Source organism: Oryzifoliimicrobium ureilyticum, assembly GCF_037199735.1.
Taxonomy (GTDB): domain Bacteria; phylum Pseudomonadota; class Alphaproteobacteria; order Rhizobiales; family Rhizobiaceae; genus Rhizobium; species Rhizobium ureilyticus.
The window spans coordinates 137,515-157,743 of record NZ_JBBBVQ010000006.1; the positions used below are offsets into that span (position 1 = coordinate 137,515).

Sequence of the window (20,229 nt, forward strand, 5' to 3'; positions counted from 1 at the left end):
CAGATAGATTATTGATCAACCGACGAAAAAGCGAGAAGGCTATGCTCGACAGAACGAAATGCTCGAGGACAAGTGCCATGGCCGATAGATTACCGACGTATTTCGTAAGCCATGGTGGCGGCCCATGGCCTTATATGTCAGGTGAATTCCGCAATCAGTTTCAGCAGCTTGAGCAGTCCCTGAAAAATATGCGTTTGGAGCTCGGCGACGCGCCAAAGGCGGTCCTGGTGGTTTCCGGCCATTGGGAAGAGCAAGGATTTCAGATTTCCTCCGGTGTCCATCCGGGTATGGTCTATGACTATCATGGGTTTGCGGACTATCTCTATCAGATCAAATATGCCGCGCCCGGCTCTCCTGAACTCGCGCAGCGCGTTCAGTCGCTGCTGTCTGCTGACCGGATCGATGCGACCCTCAACCCGACGCGCGGCTTCGATCACGGCACGTTCAGCATCATGAAACCGCTTTATCCCAACGAGGATATTCCGGTGGTGCAACTCTCGCTCGACGCGGGGATGGACCCTGCGCTGCATCTTCGTGTTGGAAAGGCGCTCGCGCCGCTTCGAGAGGAAGGCGTCCTCATTATCGGGAGCGGGTTCAGCTTCCATAACCTGCGGATCATTCGTTCGAGCGAAGGTCACGAACCGTCCCGTCAGTTCGACGCGTGGCTGAGGAACGTCTTGCTGGAAGCCTCCCCTGACGATCGCGAGCGGCATCTTTTGCGCTGGGAGGAAGCGCCCATGGCGCGTCTTGCCCATCCGCATGAAGATCACCTTCTGCCGCTGATGGTGACAGTCGGCGCGGCATGGGATGAACCAGCCACCACCACCTATCACCAGACGGATTTCTTCGGCGGGCTGACGGCCTCGAGCTTCCGGTTTGGCTCTCCGCCGCAATTGTCAACCGACATACTCAGTGTTGCTTAAGGGCACTCAGTGTGCCGCCAGAATTTATTGCCCAACCCTGATCCGGCGATGCCGGCAGCTTATCAATACCCTTACCACGGAGACATATCATGCCAAATTATGAGATCTGGACCCCAAGACTATTGGCCGTTCTGCGTATCGTTACAGCGCTTTTGTTCATCGAGCACGCGACGATGAAGTTCTTTCAGTTTCCTGCCGCAACCCCTGGCCTGCCGTCTCCATTGCCGATGATCATCGTCGTTGCCGGCGTCATCGAATTGGTCACGGGCTTGATGATGACCGTCGGCTTCTACACACGTGTCGCAGCATTCATCGCTTCGGGAGAAATGGCGGCCGCCTATTTTATGGCCCACTTTCCTAAGAGCTTCTGGCCGGCGGTGAACATGGGCGAAGCCGCGATCATGTTCTGCTTCATTTTCCTCTATATCAGCGTTGCCGGCGCCGGTGCCTGGGCGCTCGATACGGCCCGCCGGCCGGCTTTAGCCTGAGCCTTCAGCAAACACGGTCTAACCTTAACTCTGCCTTTTCTAGCGCGTCTTTTCAGCGAAAGATGCACGAATGACGCGCTAGATCCGAGAACTACGCATCCCGCTGGCAAACTCGACGCCGCTTTCATGGCCGGTGATGCAGGGCAGCTGGCACTGCCTTTCCAAACCTCATCCTTGTGGAACACAGGCATTACCATGCTGAACATATACCGCACCTGGAAGGACCTTGCTGGAGCGCATGCTCGCGCGGGAATTGCGCTTTTGATCGTCGCAATTGCTTTGGGAACGGGCGCTGCCGCACTGGCAAAACCGCAAGTGCCCCAAACGCATCATGTCGTCATCCTGGTGGATTCGGACGATGAGAAGATCATGGGTCACGCCATCGGCTATTCCGTCAATCTCAACCGGTACTTCGCTACGAAAAACGAACGCGTCGCCATCGAGATCGTCGCCAACGGATCAGGTATCGTGCTTTTTCGTGCCGATCGCTCTCCACTTCAACAAGAGCTCAGCGCGCTGCAGCAGAGTTTTTCCGATATTAACTTGAGCATGTGCAATTCTTCCAAGGAGATTGCCGAACAGCGCGAAGGACACAAGATCGACCTGATCTCCGGCGCACGCCTTGTGCCTTTCGGTATTGGCCGGGTGGTCGAGCTTCAAGAAAAGGGATGGACCTTTATCCATGCATGATGACTCGGATAAACGCATTGAGGCGACGCAGACGCATCGCAGAGCCATTCTCAAAATGCTGCTTGTCATGGGAGCGGTTCCGCTGCGTTTCGTCGGAGCTCATGCCGCCGAACACAACAATCCTCCGGTTTTCTCCACCATTCGTCATCAGTTTACGATGATCGAACCGGCCTTCGTGATGCCAGCCGTTTCTTTGGCCGATAGGACGGGACGCGCCAAGGTGCTCGGGCCCGCCAAGGGCAAGGTCATGCTGTTGAACTTCTGGGCAACATGGTGTCCCGCCTGCCGTACGGATCTTCCCATGCTGGAACGCTTCTCTGAAGTCATGGGAGAGGGTGTGGCTGTCGCAGCGGTGTCCACGGACAGCCATGAAGACCGCTCGAAGATCGAGCCTTTCCTCGACGACTTGAAGATCAAAAAACTTCCGATCTACCTCGACCCGGACGGCAGGCTTGGATCCTCGTCATCCGATATCAAAGCGCCCTTCTCTTTGAGAGCCGGAATGCCCGTCACTTATCTCATCCAACCTTCCTGCGTGGTTGCCGGCTATATGCTCGGCCTCGCAGATTGGCAAAGCCCCGAGGGACAAAACCTTCTGTCCTACTATGCGCAGCGTTGATCAAAACAAATCTGCCGTCAGGGCGACACGTTAGACATGATGCCCCGGTCGTCGCCCCGCCGCGAGGATTTCATCATTCCCCGCGCGGGAAACGCTGGTTTTCCTCCAGGACGTTGAGATCCATGTGGTTTCGCATATAGCGCTCGGAGGCTTTTTGCAGCGGCTGGTAATCCCACGGATAATAGGCACCGTTGCGCAGCGCGGCATAGACCACCCAGCGTCTTGCCTGGCTTTCGCGCACAGCCGCGTCATAGCTTGAAAGGTTCCAGCGCGACTGCATCTTTGAACGAAGACGGGCCAGCACATCGCCATAGGCAGGATCATCGGCCAAGTTCCGAAGTTCAAGGGGATCCTCTTGCAGGTCGTGAAGAAGCGGCGGATCGGCTTCGCAGAGCGTCAGTTTGTAGCGGTCATCGCGCAGGCAGACCAGCGGTGCAATCGAACCTTCCGCCGCGTATTCCATCGGGACGCTGCTTCGGCTGCCCCGTCCAGTCGCAAGGTCCGCAAGATTTTCACCGTCCGTCCAGGGAGCCACTTTGGCAATGTCGATACCGGCAAGAGAGGCAAGCGTCGGGGTGACATCCAGCGTAGAGACCGGCTGATCTATGCATTTTGGCTGCCAGCCTGGCGCGGCGATCATCATGGGCACGCGCGCCGATCCCTCGTAAAAGCACATCTTGAACCACAGACCGCGCTCACCGAGCATATCGCCATGATCGGAAGCGAAGACAATAATCGTATCTTCGGCCATGCGGCCCTTTTCCAGCACATCCAGAAGCTCGCCGACCTTGTCGTCGATATAGGAAATGTTGGCGAAGTATCCGCGGCGGGCGCGCCTGATCTGTTCCTGGCTGATGTCGAAAGCCTCGTGATCGCAGGCTCTCAGCAATCGCTGCGAATGAGCATCCTGCTCATCGAAGGCAAACGCGCCGACCTTCGGATCGAGCGCCGCGCAGTCTTCGTAAAGATCCCAATATTTGCGGCGCGCCACATAGGGATCGTGCGGATGTGTAAAGCTCACCGTTAGGCACCAAGGCCGATCGTCCAGACGCCGCGAAAGATCATAAAGTTTGCGCGTTGCGTGATACGCAACCTCGTCGTCATATTCGAGCTGGTTGGTGATTTCCGCAACTCCTGCCCCGGTAACGGAGCCGAGATTATGATACCACCAGTCAATGCGCTCGCCAGGCTTCGTATAATCCGGCGTCCAGCCGAAATCGGCGGGATAGATGTCGGTCGTCAGACGCTCTTCAAACCCATGAAGTTGATCGGGGCCGACGAAATGCATCTTTCCCGACAGTGCGGTATGGTAGCCCGCTGCCCTCAGGTGGTGAGCGAAGGTCGGGATATCGGAGGCAAATTCGGCGGCGTTGTCGTAGACGCGCGTTCGGCTCGGCAGCTGGCCGGACATGAAGGAAGCGCGCGCCGGCGCACAGAGCGGACTTGCCGTGTAGGTATTGGCGAAACGAACGGAGCGCGCCGCGAGTTTGCGCAAATTGGGCGCGTGCAGAAACGGAGCCGGTCCATCTGGAAAAAAGGTTCCATTCAACTGATCGACCATCAGAATGAGGATATTGGGGCGCGTCATCCGTTTATTCCCGCAAATGGAGCCTTATCTTGGCAAAGGCGCATAAGGCTGATTACCGCGGTTTTCTTACATGGAAAAGCCGCTAGACGCTGAGACGCCTGCGGCCTTTTTCATGAGTATCTGCGACGGGCTGTCAGTCTTCCAGAAGATCCTTGAGGAAATCGTCACACCAGCGCATCACGTCGTTCTCCATCAGAAAATCCATCATGATCTGCCAGCGCTGCTGACGCTCTTCAAGCGGCATGTTCAGTCCCCTTGCGATGGCATTGGCCGTGCCTTCGATATCATAGGGATTGACGAGCAGCGCGCCCTTCAGCTCGCGAGCGGCACCGGCAAAACGCGAGAGAACGAGGACGCCAGGGTTTTCCGGATCTTGTGCGGCGATGTATTCCTTGGCAACGAGGTTCATCCCGTCACGCAGCGGAGTGACCAAGCCGACCTTGGCGATACGGTAAAGCCCGGCAAGGATCGGCCGGCTGACCGATTTATTGATGTAGCGGATTGGTACCCAGTCTACCGCGCCGAGCGCCCCGTTCACACGGCCGGCCTGCTCGGCGACCATGCGCTGCATCTGCTCGTATTCGGGCACTTCGGACCGGCTCTTCGGCGTGATCTGAAGATAGGTCACCTTGCCTTGGTGCACCGGGTTGCTGGTAATGAACTTCTCGAAGGCATCGATGCGCTGGGTGATGCCTTTGGAGTAGTCGAGCCGGTCGACGCCGATGATCAGATCACGGTTTTCAAGGCTGGCGCGGGCTTTCGAAACCATGTTGTGCGCAGACGCCTTGCGCGCGAATTTGGCGAAGGCTTCCGTTTCGATGCTGATGCCGTATGCGCCGCCTTTAAAAGTGCGGTCGTTGGCGCGAAAGAGCTTCGGTCCGATTGCATCGCCCATTTCTTCACGGCGCAGACAACCGGCGAAATTTTCGAGGTCATGATCGGTCTGGAAGCCGACCAGGTCGTAAGATGCAAGCCCACGCATGATCTCTTCATGAACCGGCATGGCGTACAGCACATCGGCTGGCGGCCAGGGAATATGCAGGAAGAAGCCGATTTTGTTCTTCAGCCCCATCTGTCGCAATTCGGCAGCCAGGGGAATGAGATGATAGTCGTGCACCCAGATTGTATCATCCGGCTCGATCAAGGGCATAAGCCGTTGCGCAAAGAAGCGGTTGACGCGGAAATATCCTGCCATTTCCTTGCGACCATATTCGGCAAGGTCGAGCCGGTAGTGGCAGATGGGCCAGAGAACGCGGTTGGCGAATCCGTAGTAATATTCCTCGACATCCTTGCCCGTCAGGTCGGTGAGCGCATAGGTGATATTGCCCTGTTGCTGCAGGGCAAGTGGCCCCGGCTCTTCTGTGTCGCTCGAATTTCCGGACCATCCCATCCAGATACCGCCGCGCTTTTCGAGCGCGGCCTGAAGGGCCACCGCAAGACCGCCCGCAGATGCTGCGCCGGTCTTGTCCGGTACAGGAACCCGGTTCGAAACGATCACTAGACGGCTCACGTCACATTCCTCTCTTCAACAAAAACATGCACTTAGCGAACGGCAGCCTGCAGAATTTCACGCAGCTCGGCCGCCGAACCGATATTCATTTGCGCCTTTGTTGCGCTTGTTAGATCCCCAACCCGAATGGCAAGACCGCCGCGATGCAAAGCAGCACCAAACATTGCCTCATCCGTCACATCGTCGCCGACGGTGACGGGCAGCCTTCCGGCAAAAGGCGGCTTTTCAAGAAAGGCTTCCATGGCATGGCCCTTGTCGGCCAAAGCCGGACGAATCTCGAACACCATCTTGCCTCTCTGCAGTTTGAACTCGCTTCCGAGCTGCCGAACTGCAGCCTCCATCATCTGTTCCAGCTCGTCCTTGCAATCGGGAGCGAGACGGTAATGAAGAGCCGCAGCTGCGCCCTTATCCTCAAAGAGAATGCCATCGCGCTTGTCGCTAACAGCCGCCATCTGCCTTTTCACACCGAGGAAGGCATCGGGGATTTGCAGCTTTTCGACATTGCCATCCGCATCGCGCCTCTCGGCGCCATGCAGTCCGGCAACCGGAAACGAGAAGGGAAGAAAAAGCTTTTCTGCATAGGCAAGGCCACGGCCCGTTACGAGCGCGAGCGCGCCACCAAGGCGAGCGGACACCGCGTTCAAGACCGCAGGAAGCTCGTCAGGCACCTCGATCCCATCAGGGGTGCTGGCAAGATCGAGAAGCGTGCCATCGATATCGAGAAAAAGAGCGTATTCGCGGGGGCGGGAGAGAAGAATTTCCGTGAGAGCCTTACGGCCGGAAACTGATCCGGCCTCGGCGGCGGAAGTAGGTTTCGGTTCTGACGACATGAGCACCTATCTATAGCGGGGTGTCTGCGAGACAAGACCGCAGCACGCGGAAGGCGAGCTGCGAACTTCCTTCACAGCGTCAGGTCACGGCTGACCGGCAGTGAAAAACCCTTCGGCATCCTTTGCAAAAGCGGCCCGTTCAGCATCGTGGGTGTAGAACATATGCCCGCCGCGATAGAGCTTCAGCGCAACGCGGCCGCCATTCAGGGAAGCTGGAAGGTGATCGACGATATAACGGCTGGCACTGTAAGGGGTGACGACGTCGCTATAGCCATGCGCGATCAGGACGCGGAACGAGGGATTGATCGCCAGCAGTTCTCGCAGTTCACTGGTGACGCTGGCATCCTGTATGGATCCGCCTTTGTGCCTTCCCCATTCCCATTTGCGGCTGATATCACCATCGAGCAGGGAGTAGGTCATATCAGTGCGAAAGTTGAGCTCGTTGCGCGCATAATCGGCAAAGGCGCCCCCATAGGCACGGGTAAAGCCGTCAAGAATTGCGTCATCGCTTCGCTGCCAGGCAACCTCGGGAAAAGGATCGGGGGTTAAGAACGCAGCATCGTAGGCACTTGCGACCACGGGAGAGCCGCTTTCCGATCTCTGTTTGGCATAGGCGTTGGCAAGAAAGCCGCTGTTCTTCTCCACAACGGAGACCGGCAAGCCTGACCATTCAGATACCTTCTCGTAAAAACGGCTGGCCGCTTCTCCAACCGGCGGCGCGCCTGCAAGGGTCGTGAGATATTCGCCCAAGGCGAACTGCTCGGCTTCCCGTTGACGCGCTTCATCGAATTTGCCTTGTCGTTCCATCTGGGCAGCTGCGAGCGACGGCAGTTCAAGCGCTGCGCCAAGCGGGAACTCATTGGCATCGAACAAGAGGCGGCCATCCAGAAATGGCGAGAGCATGACGGCACCCGAAAGAATGATGCCCTGGTCGTCCTTGAGCGCGGATGCGACCTTCACGGCGCGAAAGCCGCCATAGCTTTCGCCGAGCAAATATTTGGGTGAGACCGAGCGGTGATTGCGTGCGGTGTAAAGCGCGATCGCCTTGGCCATGACTTGGGCATCTGCGTCACTCTTGTAAAAGCCCTCGGCATCGTCGGCCTTTACGGTGCGGCTCCATCCGGTTCCGATGGGATCGATGAGAACGAGGTCGGTAAAGGCAATCCAACTCTGCGGGTTGTCGACCAGCTTGGCCGTTGCGCCATCAGGCCGTCCGCTGCCGAAGTCAAGGATCTTCGGTCCGACCAGACCGAGATGAAGATAGGCGGAGGCTGCGCCCGGCCCTCCATTAAAGGCAAAGGTAATCGGACGGTTGGGGCCGCCGTCTTTGGCGACATAGGCGGTGTAATAAAGCGCGCCGACCGGATTACCGTCCTTGCCAAAGATGTCGAGCGTGCCGGCAGTCGCCTGATAGGAGAGCGACCGACCGCCCAGGGTAATCTGGTGATCGGTGACCGACTCCATCGGCAACAACTTCAGGACCCCCTCGCGCACCGGCCGGACTGCTTCATGGGCGTCAGCCGGCTGTTCCGCTTGGCCAAAAGCGGGGAGCAGGACAACGGCAAGGGCGGCAATAATCAGGCGACGTAACGTCAAGATGATCCCTCTCTATGCTATTTCTACACGCTTGCGCTCCAGCGCTGGCGATGCAAGCTTCTGCAACCGCAGAGATAGGGCACAAATGGAAGAGCCATGATGACAGGCAAGCAATTGTGATCGGAACCGCTGCTCAACGTTCCGTGGTGGTCGCCGCCACAAAGCGGTTACGCCCGGCATGCCAGCCATTTACAGCCGCAACGGCTCCAACAGCGACAAACAGCAAGGCGCACCATGCAAAACTTCCGGTCCAGCCGCGGATAAGCCCCACGATCAGCGGGCCAACGGAGGCAAGAAGATAGCCGACACATTGCGCCATGCCGGACAGGTGGGCTGCCACATGCGGATTTGGCGAGCGCAGTACAATGACCGTCAATGCGACCGCAATCAGACCGCCTTGCCCTATGCCTTGAAGGACAGCCCAGAACCACACCGTCCAAAGCGGCGCAAAGAGCAGGCCGAGAAGCGCGGTCACGGCAATCACGCACAGCGCCACATTGATGATGCGCTGATCCTTGCCGCGCACTGCAATTTGAGGCGCAACGAGACAGGCGGCGGCTTGCACCATGACAGACATCGACACGATGGCGCCCGCCGTGACGCCATCCATTCCCCTCTCGCGCAAAATCGGCACCAACCAGCCGAACACGCAATAAGCGAGCGCCGACTGCAATCCCATAAACAGCGTCACCTGCCAGGCAATCGGATCGCGCCAAAGACCCTCAACACGAAATACGCCGCGCCGCTCCACCTTTTTGACGAACAGAACCTGGGGCAGCCATATCACCGCAACAATGAGAGCGACCGCGCCCCAGATAGCAAGCGCCCCTGACATCGAGCCGTCGAGGGCGCGTTCGATGGGCAGTGTGAGGCCTGCCGCGCTGGCTGCACCGGCGCAAAGCGCCATCGTGTAAAAACCTGTCATCACCGCAGCCTTATCGGCAAAGTCGCGCTTGACGACACCAGGCAGAAGAACATTGCCAATTGCAATACACGCACCGGCTAACGCTGTTCCCATAAACAGCATCGAAACCGAAGAAAGCCCGCGCAAACCAGTTCCCAGAGCGAGCAGCAAAAGGACGCCCAGCAAAACACGTTCAGCCCCAAAGCGCTGTGCAAGGCGCGGCGCGAGGGGAGAGAATGCGCCAAGACAGACGACCGGCAGCGTTGTCAGAAGACTTGCACCGACGGCGGACAACGCAAGGTGATCGCGAATTTCCGGCAGCAGCGTCGAAGCGCTCGAAAAGAGCGGACGGAGATTGAAGGCGATGAGAACGAGACTGGCACCCAAAAGGAGACGCCCACCGCGAACAGTCGGCGGCGATACTGCTGGCGCTCCAAGATCCTCGACATCGACCAGCTGGTCTTCGAGGACCTGATGGTTTTGCGCGTTGCGTTGATCTTGTTGCATCATGACATTGTCTTTCGATCAAGGGCGGCAAATACCGGCGCCATGAACTGGCGCACTGCCGCTTCCGCCTTTTGCGGATCGCCTGTTTCAATCGCATCGACGATCGCCCGGTGCGCTGCCATATCCGGTTCGGGCACTTCTTGCCCGATCGTCGCCTCGATGGTCTCAGCGATGGAGTTCGAGAAAAAATCGTAGATCTCGGCCATTGCCCTGTTTTCCGAGGCTTCAATCACGGCCTTGTGGAACGCAAAATCTCTTTCGACGAAACCCTTTTTGTCCATACCGTCATATTCGCCGCGGGCATCCAGCAGCACGCGGAGCCGCTTTATCACCCCCGGCCGGGCGCGGAGTGCCGCAAGACGAGCCCCTTCCACATCGAGCGCGCATCGCGCTTCGAAGCGATCGCGCAGGCTCGCGCGCCGCGCGGCTGTCAAAGCCGCGCCAGCATCGACAGCGGATAGCACGTAGGTTCCAGACCCCTGCCGCGTTTCCAGGTAGCCTTGCGCGACCAGCGCGCGGACCGCCTCGCGCACGGTGCCGCGGCTCACCGACAGCATGGCGGCAAGCTCCGCCTCGTTGGGCAGTCGCTCGCCAATCGTCCAGCGCCGCGCGACAATCTCAGCGCGGATCGCTTCGAAGGCGTTATCGGAAAGGTTCGATCGCGAAACTGGTTTCATCTTCAATAGGTCAAATCATCGGATGACTTGATGTATATGAGGACGTCGCTATCTGTCAATTGCAACACGTAAACCGATATTGACGCCTGGCGCGAACTGGCCGAAGAGAGACGACGCCAAACGTAAAGGAGACTGACATGCCGAAGGGTTATTGGATTGCTCGCGTCGATGTGCACGATCCTGAAGGGTACAAAGACTACGTCGCCACCGCCAAACCCGCCTTCGAACGCTTCGGCGCGCAATTCTTGGCACGGGGCGGGGCCATCACACCCCTGGAAGGTCAGGCACGCGCACGCAATGTCGTCATAGAATTTCCGTCCATGCAGGCGGCGGTCGATTGCTATAACTCTGCCGAGTACCAAGCAGCAGCGGCTATCCGCCAGAAATATGCAACGGCAGAAATGGTGGTGGTCGAGGGCGTATGACGCAGCGGAAGGCGCGTGCAGCAGCAGGCGCAATCGCTCTTTCCGTCGCCTCGCCTTTCGGCTAAGACGAAACAGAAAAGTCACATTTCAAGCCTTTCGAGGAAACGCCATGCCACTCGCAAATCTGCCGCCGCTCGTAACCGTGTTCGGAGGATCGGGCTTTATCGGCAGGTATGTGGTGCGCGCGCTTGCCAAGCGCGGCTACCGCATCCGTGTCGCCGTTCGCCGTCCCGATCTTGCCGGCTTTCTGCAGCCGCTTGGCAATGTCGGACAAATTTATTTCACGCAGGCCAATCTGCGCTACCGAGATTCCATTGACCGGGCCGTGGCAGGATCGGACGCGGTCATCAATTGCGTCGGCCTTCTCTTCGAACAGGGACGCAACACCTTTGAAGCCGTGCAGGACTTTGGTGGACGTGCCGTTGCGGAATCGGCCAAGAAGGCGGGCGCACGCCTGATCCATGTGTCGGCCATCGGCGCTGACGACTCCTCGGACACAGGCTACGGACGTACGAAGGGCAAGGCGGAAGCAGCGATCATGGCTGCCGATCCTGATGCCATCATCTTCCGCCCATCGGTTGTTTTCGGTCCCGAGGATCAATTCTTCAACAAGTTCGGCCAGATGGCGCGCCTTGCCCCGGCCCTGCCGGCCATTGGTGGCGGAAAGACCAAGCTGCAGCCGGTTTACGTGGCTGATGTGGCGGAAGCCATCGCACGGGCGGTCGACGGGAAGGTTCAGCCCGGCCGTATCTACGAACTGGGTGGGCCTGAAGTCATGACCTTCCGTGACTGTCTTGAGCTTGTTTTAATGGCAACGGCCAGAAAGAAGCCCATCGTTTCGCTGCCGTTCAGCTTTGCCTCCCTGCTTGGCAGCGTGGCATCTCTCGTCCCGATCATCACCCCGCCCATCACCGCCGATCAGGTGAAATTGCTGCAGAAGGATAATGTGGTTTCGAAAGAAGCGGAGGCGGAAGGCCGCACATTGAAGGGTCTGGGCATCGAGCCGACACTCGCCCTTGCGGTGGTCCCGAATTACCTCGTGCAGTTCCGTCCGCATGGCCAGTATACCAATAGCGGTAAAGCTGCCTGATTCTTGTTTTTGGAAGTCTTCGAACCGCCGGCGCGTCGCCGGCGGTTTTTTATTTAGCATTTTGTTCACTATAGTTTTGCAATTCGCCAGGCGTTGCAAAAAAGCAACCGCGGATTGACGTGCGTTGCACAAAAGACGCACTGAAAAACAAGTCGAATTAACCCGAAATTTAACAGGAACATTTATTTGCTATTTATCATTGGTGGGACTAACGAAAGCCCGCGTTCCGGCAGTTGCACCCCGCCACGGATCGCTCTTTAGATACGGTGAAAGGCATTTTCGATGGGCAAGTCTATCGCACTTTTGTTTGCGTGTGCGGCGCTGGTCATTCTAGCGGGCTCTTTTGTGGCTCCCGGCTCGGTTGCAGCCGTTAAAGGTCAGTGCTCGCCTGCTTATGGCGTAGATCCCTGCGAAACCGGCTCCATCAGCCACTGACAAAAAAGCCGGCCCTTTGAGAACCGGCTTTTCCTTTCTGCTTCATCCGAACATCGATATCGCCATCAACCCGACGGCTCCGACGAAGATTCTCCACCAAGCAAAAGGCGCATAGCCGCGCTTGGAAACGAAGTCGAGCAGCGAGCGGACCACGAAGAGTGCGGTGACGAAGGCAGCGACAAAGCCAATGACGATGAGAAGGCCGTCATTGGCGTTCAGTTCGTTCCGCGTTTTGTAGAGATCGAGCGCAAAGGCGCCCACCATGGTTGGCATGGCCAGGAAGAATGAGAATTCCGCGGCCGAGCGCTTGTCGGCGCCTAAAAGCAACGCGCCGACGATGGTCGCGCCGGATCTCGATGTCCCAGGGATCATGGCAAGGCATTGGAAAAAGCCGATCCCGATCGCCATCGGCCAGGAGAACTCCATGGCATCGGTATAGCGGGGCTTGAAGCTGACGCGGTCGACGGCAAGAAGAATAAAGCCGCCAACGATCAGCGCGATGCAGATTGCGATCGGGGACTCAAACAGCACCGTCTTAATGAAGTCGTGTGCAAGCGCGCCGATCACTGCAGCCGGCAGAAAGCCAAGCAGAACGGCGATGACGAAATGACGGGAGCGCTGGCTGGTCGGAAGGCTGACGGCTATGGAAATCAGCCGCTGGAAGTAAACAAGAAGAATGGCAAGAATAGCGCCGAGCTGGATGAGCACTGCAAAGGAATTGCCTGCGGGATGAAATCCGAGAAGCTTTTCGACCAAAAGCACATGGGCGGTGGACGATACAGGGATGAATTCCGTCAGGCCTTCGATGAGGCCCAGGATCAACGCGTTTATGATATCTGCCATATAGTGTTCCTTGCGAGAGGTAAGAATGCGATTCCCTTGTCTTGCGGGAGCCAAACTCCTATAGCTGCAACCACTGACTCCTGGCTAGGGCTTCGGCCGGCCCTATTTAACCATCTGTTTTTGATCACCAACGTTGCGAGTAGCAATGCCCACGCTTTATCACCACCCGATGTCGTCGGCCTCACGTTTCGTCCGGCTGATCCTCAGCGAATACGGCTTCAAGGCGGATTTGATTGAGGAACAGGTCTGGGAGAAACGCCGCGACTTCCTGGCGCTCAATCCCGCAGGCACGCTTCCCGTCTATGTCGATGACAGCATGCGTGCACTGTGCGGTGCTTCCGTCATTTCAGAATATCTCGACGAAACACACGGGGTATTGAAGCGCGACCGCCGTCTTCTTGCCGAAGATCCGTTTCAGCGCGCCGAAATTCGCCGGCTGACCGACTGGTTCCTGCATAAGATGGAAACCGATGTCACACGGCCGCTTGCGCGCGAACGCGTCTACAAGCTGCAAATGACGGCCGAACAAGGTGGCGGGGCTCCCGACTCGAAGATTTTGCGAACGGCCCGTGCCAATATTCGTCAACATATGAAATATGTGACCTGGCTCGCAGGATCGCGCCAGTGGCTGGCCGGCGAGCGCATGAGCTATGCCGATCTTGCCGCGGCTGCCTCTGTCTCTATTCTCGATTATCTTGGCGAAATCGATTGGGCGGAATCTTCTGTCGCAAAAGACTGGTATCAGAGACTGAAGTCCCGGCCCTCCTTCCGGCCGCTTTTGACCGAGCGCGTGCGCGGCCTGACGCCCGTCTCGCATTACGCAGATCTGGATTTCTAGCAAAGGTGCCATGCCCGACGACGACCGACAGAGAGATGAAAAGCGCCGTCGCAAGCTGACCGACTTTGTCAAAAGCGAAGCGACGGCACTCGGTTTCGATCTTTGTCGGATCGCCCCGCCAGACTCCATACCTGATGCCGCCGAAAAGCTTGCCGCGTTTCTGGAAGCAGGGCGGCACGCGACGATGGCCTGGATGGCCGAGACCCGCGACAGGCGAAGTGCGCCTCGCGCGCTCTGGCCCGAGGTCCGTTCGATCGTCATGCTCGGCATGAATTACGGACCGGAGGAAGACCCTCGCTCGATCCTTGCCAAGCCCGATAAAGCCGCCATTTCCGTCTATGCCCGCAATCGCGACTACCATGAAGTCATCAAGGGCAAGTTGAAAGAGTTGGCGACGCGCTTTGCCGCGCGGGCCGGGGAAGACGTCAAAGTCTTCGTCGATACCGCCCCGGTGATGGAAAAGCCGCTTGCGGCTGCCGCGGGCCTTGGCTGGCAGGGCAAACATACGAACCTTGTCAGCCGCGACTACGGGTCCTGGCTCTTCCTCGGCGCTCTGTTCACGACAGCGGATCTTTTCATCGATCTTCCCGAGACCGATCATTGCGGATCGTGTCGCGCCTGTCTCGATGCATGCCCAACAGCAGCCTTTCCTGCGCCCTATCAGATCGATGCCCGACGCTGTATCTCCTACCTGACCATCGAGCATAAGGGTCCCATAGACCTTGAGTTCAGGCGGGCCATGAGCAATCGTATCTATGGATGCGACGATTGCTTGGCGGTCTGTCCCTGGAATAAATTCGCGGCAGCAGCTTCTGAGATGAAGCTGAAGGCACGCGAGGATCTTCTGGAGCCAGATATCGCAATGCTGCTGCAGTTGGACGATCAGGCATTCCGAACCTTCTTTTCCGGCTCGCCCGTCAAGCGCATCGGCCGCGACCGCTTTATCCGCAACACTTTAATTGCTGCGGGAAATTCCGGGCGGAGACAGCTGATAGATCCTTGCAGACGCCTGTTGGATGATGCCTCGCCGGACGTCCGCGGAATGGCGGTATGGGCCTTGTCTCAGTTGATGACAGGGCAAGAATTTACCTTGCTTGCGGCTGGTGCCGTGCAAGAGCTGGATGAAGACGTTTTGAGAGAGTGGAGGCTTGCGGGAGCGGCATGAGCAATGTTGTAATTTTCGGCTGCGGCTTTTCGGGGCTGGCCATTGCGCGCGCATTTCTGAAGCAGAATTGTGAGGTATGGGGCACGACACGCTCCGAGCCGAAGGCACTGCGTCTTGAAGAAGAGGGCGTAAAGCCACTTGTCTTCGACGGCATGACATTCGGCGATGACGTGCTGAAGGCTGTGGCGAAGGCTGATATCCTCGTGCAATCCATAGCCCCAGGCGACAGCGGCGATCCCCTTCTCAATCTCGGTTATGAACACCTCAGGAAGATGATGCCGAACCTTCGCTGGATGGGCTATCTTTCCACGATCGGTGTTTACGGCAACCATGACGGCGCGTGGGTGAGCGAAGAGACACCCTGCAAACCCGTGTCGGCCCGATCGAGAGAGCGCCGGGAGGCAGAAGACGGCTGGATCGACTTTTCTAAAACTTCTGGATGTTCTGTTGCCATCCTGAGGCTTTCTGGCATTTATGGCCCCGGCCGCAACGCCTTTTGCAATCTCGCAGCCGGAACGGCCAGGCGCCTGATCAAGAAGGATCAGGTCTTCAATCGTATCCGTGCAGAAGATATTGCAGAGGCAACTGTGTTTCTATCGGAACGGCAGTTGGGCGGCATTTATAATGTCACGGACGATAATCCTGCCCCGCCTCAGGACGTGATAGTCGAGGCAGCCCGCTTGATGGGTGTCGAGCCACCGCCTGAGCAGCAATTCGAGACGGCTGAGCTCAGCCCCATGGCGCGTTCCTTCTATGGCGAAAACAAAAGGGTATCGAACGAGAAACTGAAGTCAGCAGGCTTCCGTTTTCTCTACCCGGATTATCCTCAATCGCTTTCGCAGCTATGGCGTACCGGTAGCTGGAAGGGCGAGGAATAAGCCGCCAATGGCGCCCGATATAACCTGTAAGTGGTAGGAATTTCCTACTTCCTTAGTTTGTGAATCTAATTTTCGCGCCATTTATGGTTAATGGCCCCTTAATTTGCGCAATTTGGGCAAAGAATAGGGCAAAGTCGAAAAATTTTTTTCGTGATCGAGGAGCGATTGGTTGAACGCGCCCCTCACTCGGAATAATCGTTCCATTTTTAATTGTTTTTCCTATATATTTTTTCTTTTTTTCAAAACGTAAAAAAATTTACTCAAGTCCCCCAAAGCCGGAATTGTTACAGAGTGTAACGTTCCGTGATAACCATCGGCACTTTTTCGCCATTTTTGGCCCGATTTAACCCCGTCCGCCTCCTGAGGGCGCGAGTTCAATAATCGAGGGACCAAACGTTTTGAGAAAAATTTGCTATTCTGTGGTTGCGGCCGCATCGATTGTCATTGCCGTTCTTGCTGTTCCTTCGGAGAGCTTCGCCGGCGACAGTTGCGGGGGCGCTTCATGGTATGCACTTCGTTCCAAAACTGCATCGGGTGAACGAATGAACCCAGCCGTTATGACCGCCGCTCATCGTTCGCTGGCGTTCGGAACCCGTATCAAAGTCACCAATCGCAACAATGGCCGTACCGTTGTGGTGAGGGTAAACGACCGCGGTCCGTTCATCCGCGGTCGCGTGCTCGATCTGTCACGCGCTGCCGCGCAAAATATCGGCATGGTCTCTTCCGGTACCGCAAAAGTCTGCTACGAGGTGCTAGGCTAAACCTACCGTACGCCGCTTTATCATTTACTTGCTCTTGCTGCCGATCACGGTTAGGACCGACCTCGCGCAACGCGTAATTTTCGCGTCATGCGCGGACCCCGTGAATTAGTAAGTGCAGACAGGAGACAGATAATGCGATTGGGCGGCCGGCTCGAGGCAGCTATTTCGGTACTTGCGGACATTGACGTTCGCAGAAGACCCGTCGCTGATGCACTCAAGGATTGGGGCCTTTCGCATCGCTTCGCAGGATCCGGCGACCGGGCGGCCGTTGGGAACATCGTCTATGACGCGCTTCGCATGAGACAATCTCATGCATGGCTTATGGATGATGACCGACCCGCGTCGATTGCCTATGCCGTTCTGTTCCGCCAATGGGGTTTTACGCCGGAAACGCTGTCTGCCGAACTGCTGGACGACAAGTTCGCTCCGCCTTCCCTTTCTGAGGAACAGCTTGCTGCGTTCTTGTCCCGCGATCTTCGCACTGCTCCCGATCATGTTCAGGGCGATATTCCAGAATGGGTTCTCCCTTCCTTTCAAAACGCGTTCCGAGACGACTGGTTGTCCGAAGCAGTTGGTCTTGCCGGACGTCCGACGCTCGACCTTCGGGCCAATACCTTGAAGGCGAACCGCGATAAGGTTGTCTCGGCCCTTTCAAGAGCCGGAGCGTCCCCCGCGCGTATCGCGCGCAATGGCGTTCGCATTCCTGCTGGCGAGGCAGCCTCTCGTCTACCCAACGTCACAGCTGAGCTATCGTTCCAAAAAGGTTGGTTCGAAGTTCAGGACGAAGGTTCACAGATTGTTGCAGATCTCGTGCAACCGGCTGAGGGCGACCAAGTACTGGATTACTGCGCCGGCGGTGGCGGCAAGACGCTGGCGATGGCAGCCGCCATGAACAACAAGGGGCAGATTCACGCCTATGACGCAGACAGAAAGCGTCTCGCGCCGATCATCGAACGCCTTAAACGCGCCGGCACCCGCAACGTCCAGGTGCATGACGAGCTTCAAGGTTTAAACGCGCTTGTCGGACGCTGCGACAAGGTTCTGGTCGATGCGCCTTGCACGGGTTCTGGAACATGGCGGCGCCGGCCTGATACCAAATGGCGGCTCACCCAGCGTAATCTTGATGAACGCGTTGCCCAGCAGCAGGAAGCATTGCTGCAGGCCAGCACCTATGTGCGCCCGGGCGGCAAGCTGATTTACGTCACCTGCTCCATGCTGACGGAAGAAAACGAAAAGCAGATGGAGCGCTTCGTTGAACAGAACCCGCAGTTCAGCATCGTGAACGCTTTTGAAAGCTGGAATGGGCTTTTTGGCAGCGACGCGCCGGCTCCTCGCTCGCTCGACGGCAAGAGCCTCACGCTGACACCGGCGTCAACAGATACGGACGGCTTTTTCTTTTGTAAGCTGAAACGCTCGTCCTGACCGTTATGGCGCTTCGGGCGCACGCAGCGGATAGGGGTGGCGCGGCGGAAGAAGGTGATGCAGCACAGCTAGCAAAACCAACAGAATGCTGCCGCAAAGCACAATCAAAAACAGGGTGAGGCCGCCCAAATGCGAGCCGAAGGCAACCAGTGGTACCGCTCCCGCCGGGGGGTGGGTTACCCTGAGCAGCAGCATAGCGGCAATTGAAACGCCGACCGCAACAGCCGCCACCCACCAGACACCGGGAAGAAGAAAAAGAGCAAAGGTGCCGACAAGCGCTGCCAAGATGTAACCGCCGATCACGTTGGCCGGCTGCGCCAACGGGCTTTTAGGCTGGCCAAACAAAAGAACGGCCGTCGCGCCGAATGGCGCGATGAGAAGCGGAATGCCGGTCGCTGCCGTCAGGCCACCAACCGAAAGCATGCCGATTACAGCGCCCAAGCCAGATTTTAAATGAGCATGGGTATCGCCCTTGGGCTCATGCCGATGAATGAAGTGCCTTAGGTGACGACGCATGAAGGACTCTCGGTCAGAAAATCATCAATTGCCCGCTAATAGAGCATCTTGTGATTAAATTCCAAGCAAAACGCATTCCCATGCAAAGCATTTAAAGGAAATCTCTTCTTAAAATCGCTCTAAACTAGATTATTTGACACCAGTTTAAATTTGCGCCAAGACAAACCGCTATTTCCGACGGGCTTCCGTCACAAGAGAGGGATCCATGAGTATCTTGAAACATGCTCGAACGGCGCTTGTCGTCACCACTGCGCTGCTCCTGGCAGCTCCGGCCTTTGCAGCGACCAAGCAGGCCGACGTGCTTAAGCATTATGCTGAACTTGCCCATGCGAAGTATGAGGATTCGCTGGTCACGGCGCAGGCCCTCGATAAGGCGATTGATGCGCTGCTCGCCAATCCGAACGATACGACGTTGAAAGCGGCCCGCGATGCGTGGATCAAGGCGCGCGTGCCCTACCAGCAGTCGGAAGTCTATCGGTTCGGCAACCCTGCTGTCGACGAGTGGGAAGGCAAGGTCAATGCATGGCCCTTGGATGAAGGGCTGATCGACTATGTCGATGCCTCCTATGGCACCGAGAGCGATGAAAACACGCTTTATGTCGCCAATGTCATCGCCAACAAGACGATCAAGATCAACGGCAAGGATGTCGACGCGTCAAAGCTGACGCCGGAATTCCTATCCGGTACGCTGCACGAAGCGGGCGGTGTCGAAGCCAACGTTGCCACCGGTTATCACGCCATCGAGTTTTTGTTGTGGGGGCAGGACCTTCACGGGACGGGACCGGGCGCAGGCGAGCGGCCTGCCTCAGACTACGATCTGAAGAATTGCACGCATGGCAACTGCGACCGCAGAGCCGAATATCTGAAGTCGGCGTCGACCCTTTTGGTTTCTGACCTTAAGGACATGACCGAAAAGTGGACGCCGGACGGCGAAGCGACAAAGCATGTCGAAGCCGATCCCAAAGCGGGGATCACCGCTATCTTGACCGGCATGGGATCGCTGTCCTATGGCGAACTCGCCGGCGAGCGGATGAAGCTCGGCCTCATCCTGCATGATCCGGAAGAAGAACATGATTGCTTCTCCGACAATACCTATAATTCGCATTACAACGACGCGCTTGGCATCAAGTCTGCCTATACCGGTGATTATACTCGGGTGGACGGCACCAAGATGACCGGCCCTTCCCTTCAAGATCTCGTCGCAGCCAAGAACAAAAAGCTCGACAAGGAAATGATGGCCAAGCTCGACAAGACCATGGATGCGATGACTGTGATGGTCAAACGCGGAGAAACCGTCGAGAAATACGACCAGATGATCGCCGAAGGAAACAAGGAAGGCAACGCCGTTGTCCAAAAGGCGATCGACGGCCTCGTTGACCAAACCAAAACCATTCAGCGCGTCGTTGCAGGACTTGATCTTGGCACCGTCAAACTGGAAGGTTCCGACAGCCTCGACGACCCCAGCAAGGTCTTCAAGTAACAGCTTAGGCGGGCCGCGGCTGATGTCGCGGCCCGATCATTTTA

General features: G+C 57.2%; 20 protein-coding genes. 12 read left to right on the top strand and 8 right to left on the bottom strand.

The features are described from left to right. Positions 1-77: 77 nt before the first annotated feature. The 4 genes from VQ830_RS10530 (at position 78) to VQ830_RS10545 (ending at position 2,720) form a co-directional block, all read left to right on the top strand. Positions 78-923 carry a DODA-type extradiol aromatic ring-opening family dioxygenase gene (locus VQ830_RS10530; RefSeq protein ID WP_337268054.1) on the top strand — a complete coding sequence of 282 codons (846 nt, stop codon included), beginning with the start codon at positions 78-80 and terminating at the stop codon, positions 921-923. An 89-nt stretch (positions 924-1,012) separates the two neighbouring features. Beyond that, a complete protein-coding gene (locus tag VQ830_RS10535) occupies positions 1,013-1,411 on the top strand; it encodes a DoxX family protein (protein WP_337268055.1) in 399 nt (132 codons plus the stop codon). Positions 1,412-1,606: 195 nt separating this feature from the next. Continuing rightward, entirely contained in the window at positions 1,607-2,101 is a 495-nt protein-coding gene (locus tag VQ830_RS10540; protein WP_337268056.1) for a DsrE family protein, read from the top strand. Continuing rightward, positions 2,094-2,720 carry a TlpA family protein disulfide reductase gene (locus VQ830_RS10545; RefSeq protein WP_337268057.1) on the top strand — a complete coding sequence of 209 codons (627 nt, stop codon included), beginning with the start codon at positions 2,094-2,096 and terminating at the stop codon, positions 2,718-2,720. Before VQ830_RS10540 ends, VQ830_RS10545 begins: the two co-directional genes overlap by 8 nt. 73 nt (positions 2,721-2,793) lie before the next feature. Here the strand turns inward: VQ830_RS10545 and betC are convergent, their stop codons facing one another. From betC to VQ830_RS10575, 6 genes are all read right to left on the bottom strand, one after another. Next, positions 2,794-4,308: a choline-sulfatase gene (betC, locus tag VQ830_RS10550; RefSeq protein ID WP_337268058.1), complete on the bottom strand. Its 1,515-nt coding sequence runs from the start codon at positions 4,306-4,308 to the stop codon at positions 2,794-2,796. A gap of 133 nt (positions 4,309-4,441) precedes the next feature. After that, entirely contained in the window at positions 4,442-5,818 is a 1,377-nt protein-coding gene (otsA, locus tag VQ830_RS10555; RefSeq protein WP_337268059.1) for an alpha,alpha-trehalose-phosphate synthase (UDP-forming), read from the bottom strand. 32 nt (positions 5,819-5,850) lie between these two features. After that, entirely contained in the window at positions 5,851-6,648 is a 798-nt protein-coding gene (otsB, locus tag VQ830_RS10560; protein ID WP_337268060.1) for a trehalose-phosphatase, read from the bottom strand. A gap of 84 nt (positions 6,649-6,732) precedes the next feature. Continuing rightward, complete coding sequence (locus VQ830_RS10565; protein WP_337268061.1) at positions 6,733-8,244, bottom strand: S10 family peptidase; 1,512 nt, start codon at positions 8,242-8,244, stop codon at positions 6,733-6,735. A 133-nt stretch (positions 8,245-8,377) separates the two neighbouring features. After that, positions 8,378-9,658 (bottom strand): CynX/NimT family MFS transporter, encoded by a 1,281-nt coding sequence (locus VQ830_RS10570; RefSeq protein ID WP_337268062.1) that lies wholly within the window; start codon positions 9,656-9,658, stop codon positions 8,378-8,380. Further along, positions 9,655-10,332 carry a FadR/GntR family transcriptional regulator gene (locus VQ830_RS10575; protein WP_337268169.1) on the bottom strand — a complete coding sequence of 226 codons (678 nt, stop codon included), beginning with the start codon at positions 10,330-10,332 and terminating at the stop codon, positions 9,655-9,657. Before VQ830_RS10575 ends, VQ830_RS10570 begins: the two co-directional genes overlap by 4 nt. 137 nt (positions 10,333-10,469) lie before the next feature. Between VQ830_RS10575 and VQ830_RS10580 the strand changes: the two genes are divergently transcribed. Further along, positions 10,470-10,757 (top strand): DUF1330 domain-containing protein, encoded by a 288-nt coding sequence (locus tag VQ830_RS10580; protein WP_337268063.1) that lies wholly within the window; start codon positions 10,470-10,472, stop codon positions 10,755-10,757. Positions 10,758-10,866: 109 nt separating this feature from the next. After that, entirely contained in the window at positions 10,867-11,847 is a 981-nt protein-coding gene (locus VQ830_RS10585; RefSeq protein WP_337268064.1) for a complex I NDUFA9 subunit family protein, read from the top strand. A gap of 477 nt (positions 11,848-12,324) precedes the next feature. On the opposite strand, the gene VQ830_RS10590 is transcribed toward VQ830_RS10585, so the two are convergent. Further along, positions 12,325-13,125 (bottom strand): undecaprenyl-diphosphate phosphatase, encoded by an 801-nt coding sequence (locus VQ830_RS10590; protein WP_337268065.1) that lies wholly within the window; start codon positions 13,123-13,125, stop codon positions 12,325-12,327. Between the two features lie 145 nt (positions 13,126-13,270). Between VQ830_RS10590 and VQ830_RS10595 the strand changes: the two genes are divergently transcribed. The 5 genes from VQ830_RS10595 to VQ830_RS10615 all read left to right on the top strand — a co-directional run bounded on the left by VQ830_RS10595 (position 13,271) and on the right by VQ830_RS10615 (position 18,189). Continuing rightward, positions 13,271-13,963, top strand: coding sequence for a glutathione S-transferase family protein (locus VQ830_RS10595; protein ID WP_337268066.1), 693 nt, complete (start codon positions 13,271-13,273; stop codon positions 13,961-13,963). 10 nt (positions 13,964-13,973) lie between these two features. Beyond that, a complete protein-coding gene (queG, locus tag VQ830_RS10600; protein WP_337268067.1) occupies positions 13,974-15,128 on the top strand; it encodes a tRNA epoxyqueuosine(34) reductase QueG in 1,155 nt (384 codons plus the stop codon). Further along, on the top strand, positions 15,125-16,006 hold the full coding sequence (locus VQ830_RS10605) for an SDR family oxidoreductase (protein WP_337268068.1): 882 nt from the start codon (positions 15,125-15,127) through the stop codon (positions 16,004-16,006). The genes queG and VQ830_RS10605 overlap by 4 nt, the downstream gene beginning before the upstream one ends. A 398-nt stretch (positions 16,007-16,404) precedes the next feature. Beyond that, on the top strand, positions 16,405-16,767 hold the full coding sequence (locus VQ830_RS10610) for a septal ring lytic transglycosylase RlpA family protein (protein WP_337268069.1): 363 nt from the start codon (positions 16,405-16,407) through the stop codon (positions 16,765-16,767). A 132-nt stretch (positions 16,768-16,899) separates the two neighbouring features. After that, on the top strand, positions 16,900-18,189 hold the full coding sequence (locus tag VQ830_RS10615; protein WP_337268070.1) for an RsmB/NOP family class I SAM-dependent RNA methyltransferase: 1,290 nt from the start codon (positions 16,900-16,902) through the stop codon (positions 18,187-18,189). A 3-nt stretch (positions 18,190-18,192) separates the two neighbouring features. Here VQ830_RS10615 and VQ830_RS10620 read toward each other — a convergent pair whose 3' ends face one another. Beyond that, positions 18,193-18,705, bottom strand: a complete 513-nt coding sequence (locus tag VQ830_RS10620; RefSeq protein WP_337268071.1) for an HPP family protein — start codon at positions 18,703-18,705, stop codon at positions 18,193-18,195. Positions 18,706-18,910: 205 nt separating this feature from the next. Here VQ830_RS10620 and VQ830_RS10625 point away from each other — a divergent pair, with 205 nt between their 5' ends. Then, positions 18,911-20,185 carry an imelysin family protein gene (locus VQ830_RS10625; protein ID WP_337268072.1) on the top strand — a complete coding sequence of 425 codons (1,275 nt, stop codon included), beginning with the start codon at positions 18,911-18,913 and terminating at the stop codon, positions 20,183-20,185. The last annotated feature ends 44 nt before the right edge of the window (positions 20,186-20,229 follow it).

Bases quoted from the DNA above. Each gene is read 5' to 3' on its own strand.
- VQ830_RS10595 (WP_337268066.1), top strand. From the start codon at position 13,271: ATGCCCACGCTTTATCACCACCCGATGTCGTCGGCCTCACGTTTCGTC.
- betC (WP_337268058.1), bottom strand. From the start codon at position 4,308: ATGACGCGCCCCAATATCCTCATTCTGATGGTCGATCAGTTGAATGGA.
- VQ830_RS10620 (WP_337268071.1), bottom strand. From the start codon at position 18,705: ATGCGTCGTCACCTAAGGCACTTCATTCATCGGCATGAGCCCAAGGGC.
- VQ830_RS10605 (WP_337268068.1), top strand. From the start codon at position 15,125: ATGAGCAATGTTGTAATTTTCGGCTGCGGCTTTTCGGGGCTGGCCATT.
- VQ830_RS10615 (WP_337268070.1), top strand. From the start codon at position 16,900: ATGCGATTGGGCGGCCGGCTCGAGGCAGCTATTTCGGTACTTGCGGAC.
- otsB (WP_337268060.1), bottom strand. From the start codon at position 6,648: ATGTCGTCAGAACCGAAACCTACTTCCGCCGCCGAGGCCGGATCAGTT.
- queG (WP_337268067.1), top strand. From the start codon at position 13,974: ATGCCCGACGACGACCGACAGAGAGATGAAAAGCGCCGTCGCAAGCTG.
- VQ830_RS10535 (WP_337268055.1), top strand. From the start codon at position 1,013: ATGCCAAATTATGAGATCTGGACCCCAAGACTATTGGCCGTTCTGCGT.
- VQ830_RS10585 (WP_337268064.1), top strand. From the start codon at position 10,867: ATGCCACTCGCAAATCTGCCGCCGCTCGTAACCGTGTTCGGAGGATCG.
- VQ830_RS10575 (WP_337268169.1), bottom strand. From the start codon at position 10,332: ATGAAACCAGTTTCGCGATCGAACCTTTCCGATAACGCCTTCGAAGCG.
- VQ830_RS10530 (WP_337268054.1), top strand. From the start codon at position 78: ATGGCCGATAGATTACCGACGTATTTCGTAAGCCATGGTGGCGGCCCA.
- VQ830_RS10570 (WP_337268062.1), bottom strand. From the start codon at position 9,658: ATGATGCAACAAGATCAACGCAACGCGCAAAACCATCAGGTCCTCGAA.
- VQ830_RS10625 (WP_337268072.1), top strand. From the start codon at position 18,911: ATGAGTATCTTGAAACATGCTCGAACGGCGCTTGTCGTCACCACTGCG.
- VQ830_RS10580 (WP_337268063.1), top strand. From the start codon at position 10,470: ATGCCGAAGGGTTATTGGATTGCTCGCGTCGATGTGCACGATCCTGAA.
- VQ830_RS10540 (WP_337268056.1), top strand. From the start codon at position 1,607: ATGCTGAACATATACCGCACCTGGAAGGACCTTGCTGGAGCGCATGCT.
- VQ830_RS10590 (WP_337268065.1), bottom strand. From the start codon at position 13,125: ATGGCAGATATCATAAACGCGTTGATCCTGGGCCTCATCGAAGGCCTG.
- VQ830_RS10545 (WP_337268057.1), top strand. From the start codon at position 2,094: ATGCATGATGACTCGGATAAACGCATTGAGGCGACGCAGACGCATCGC.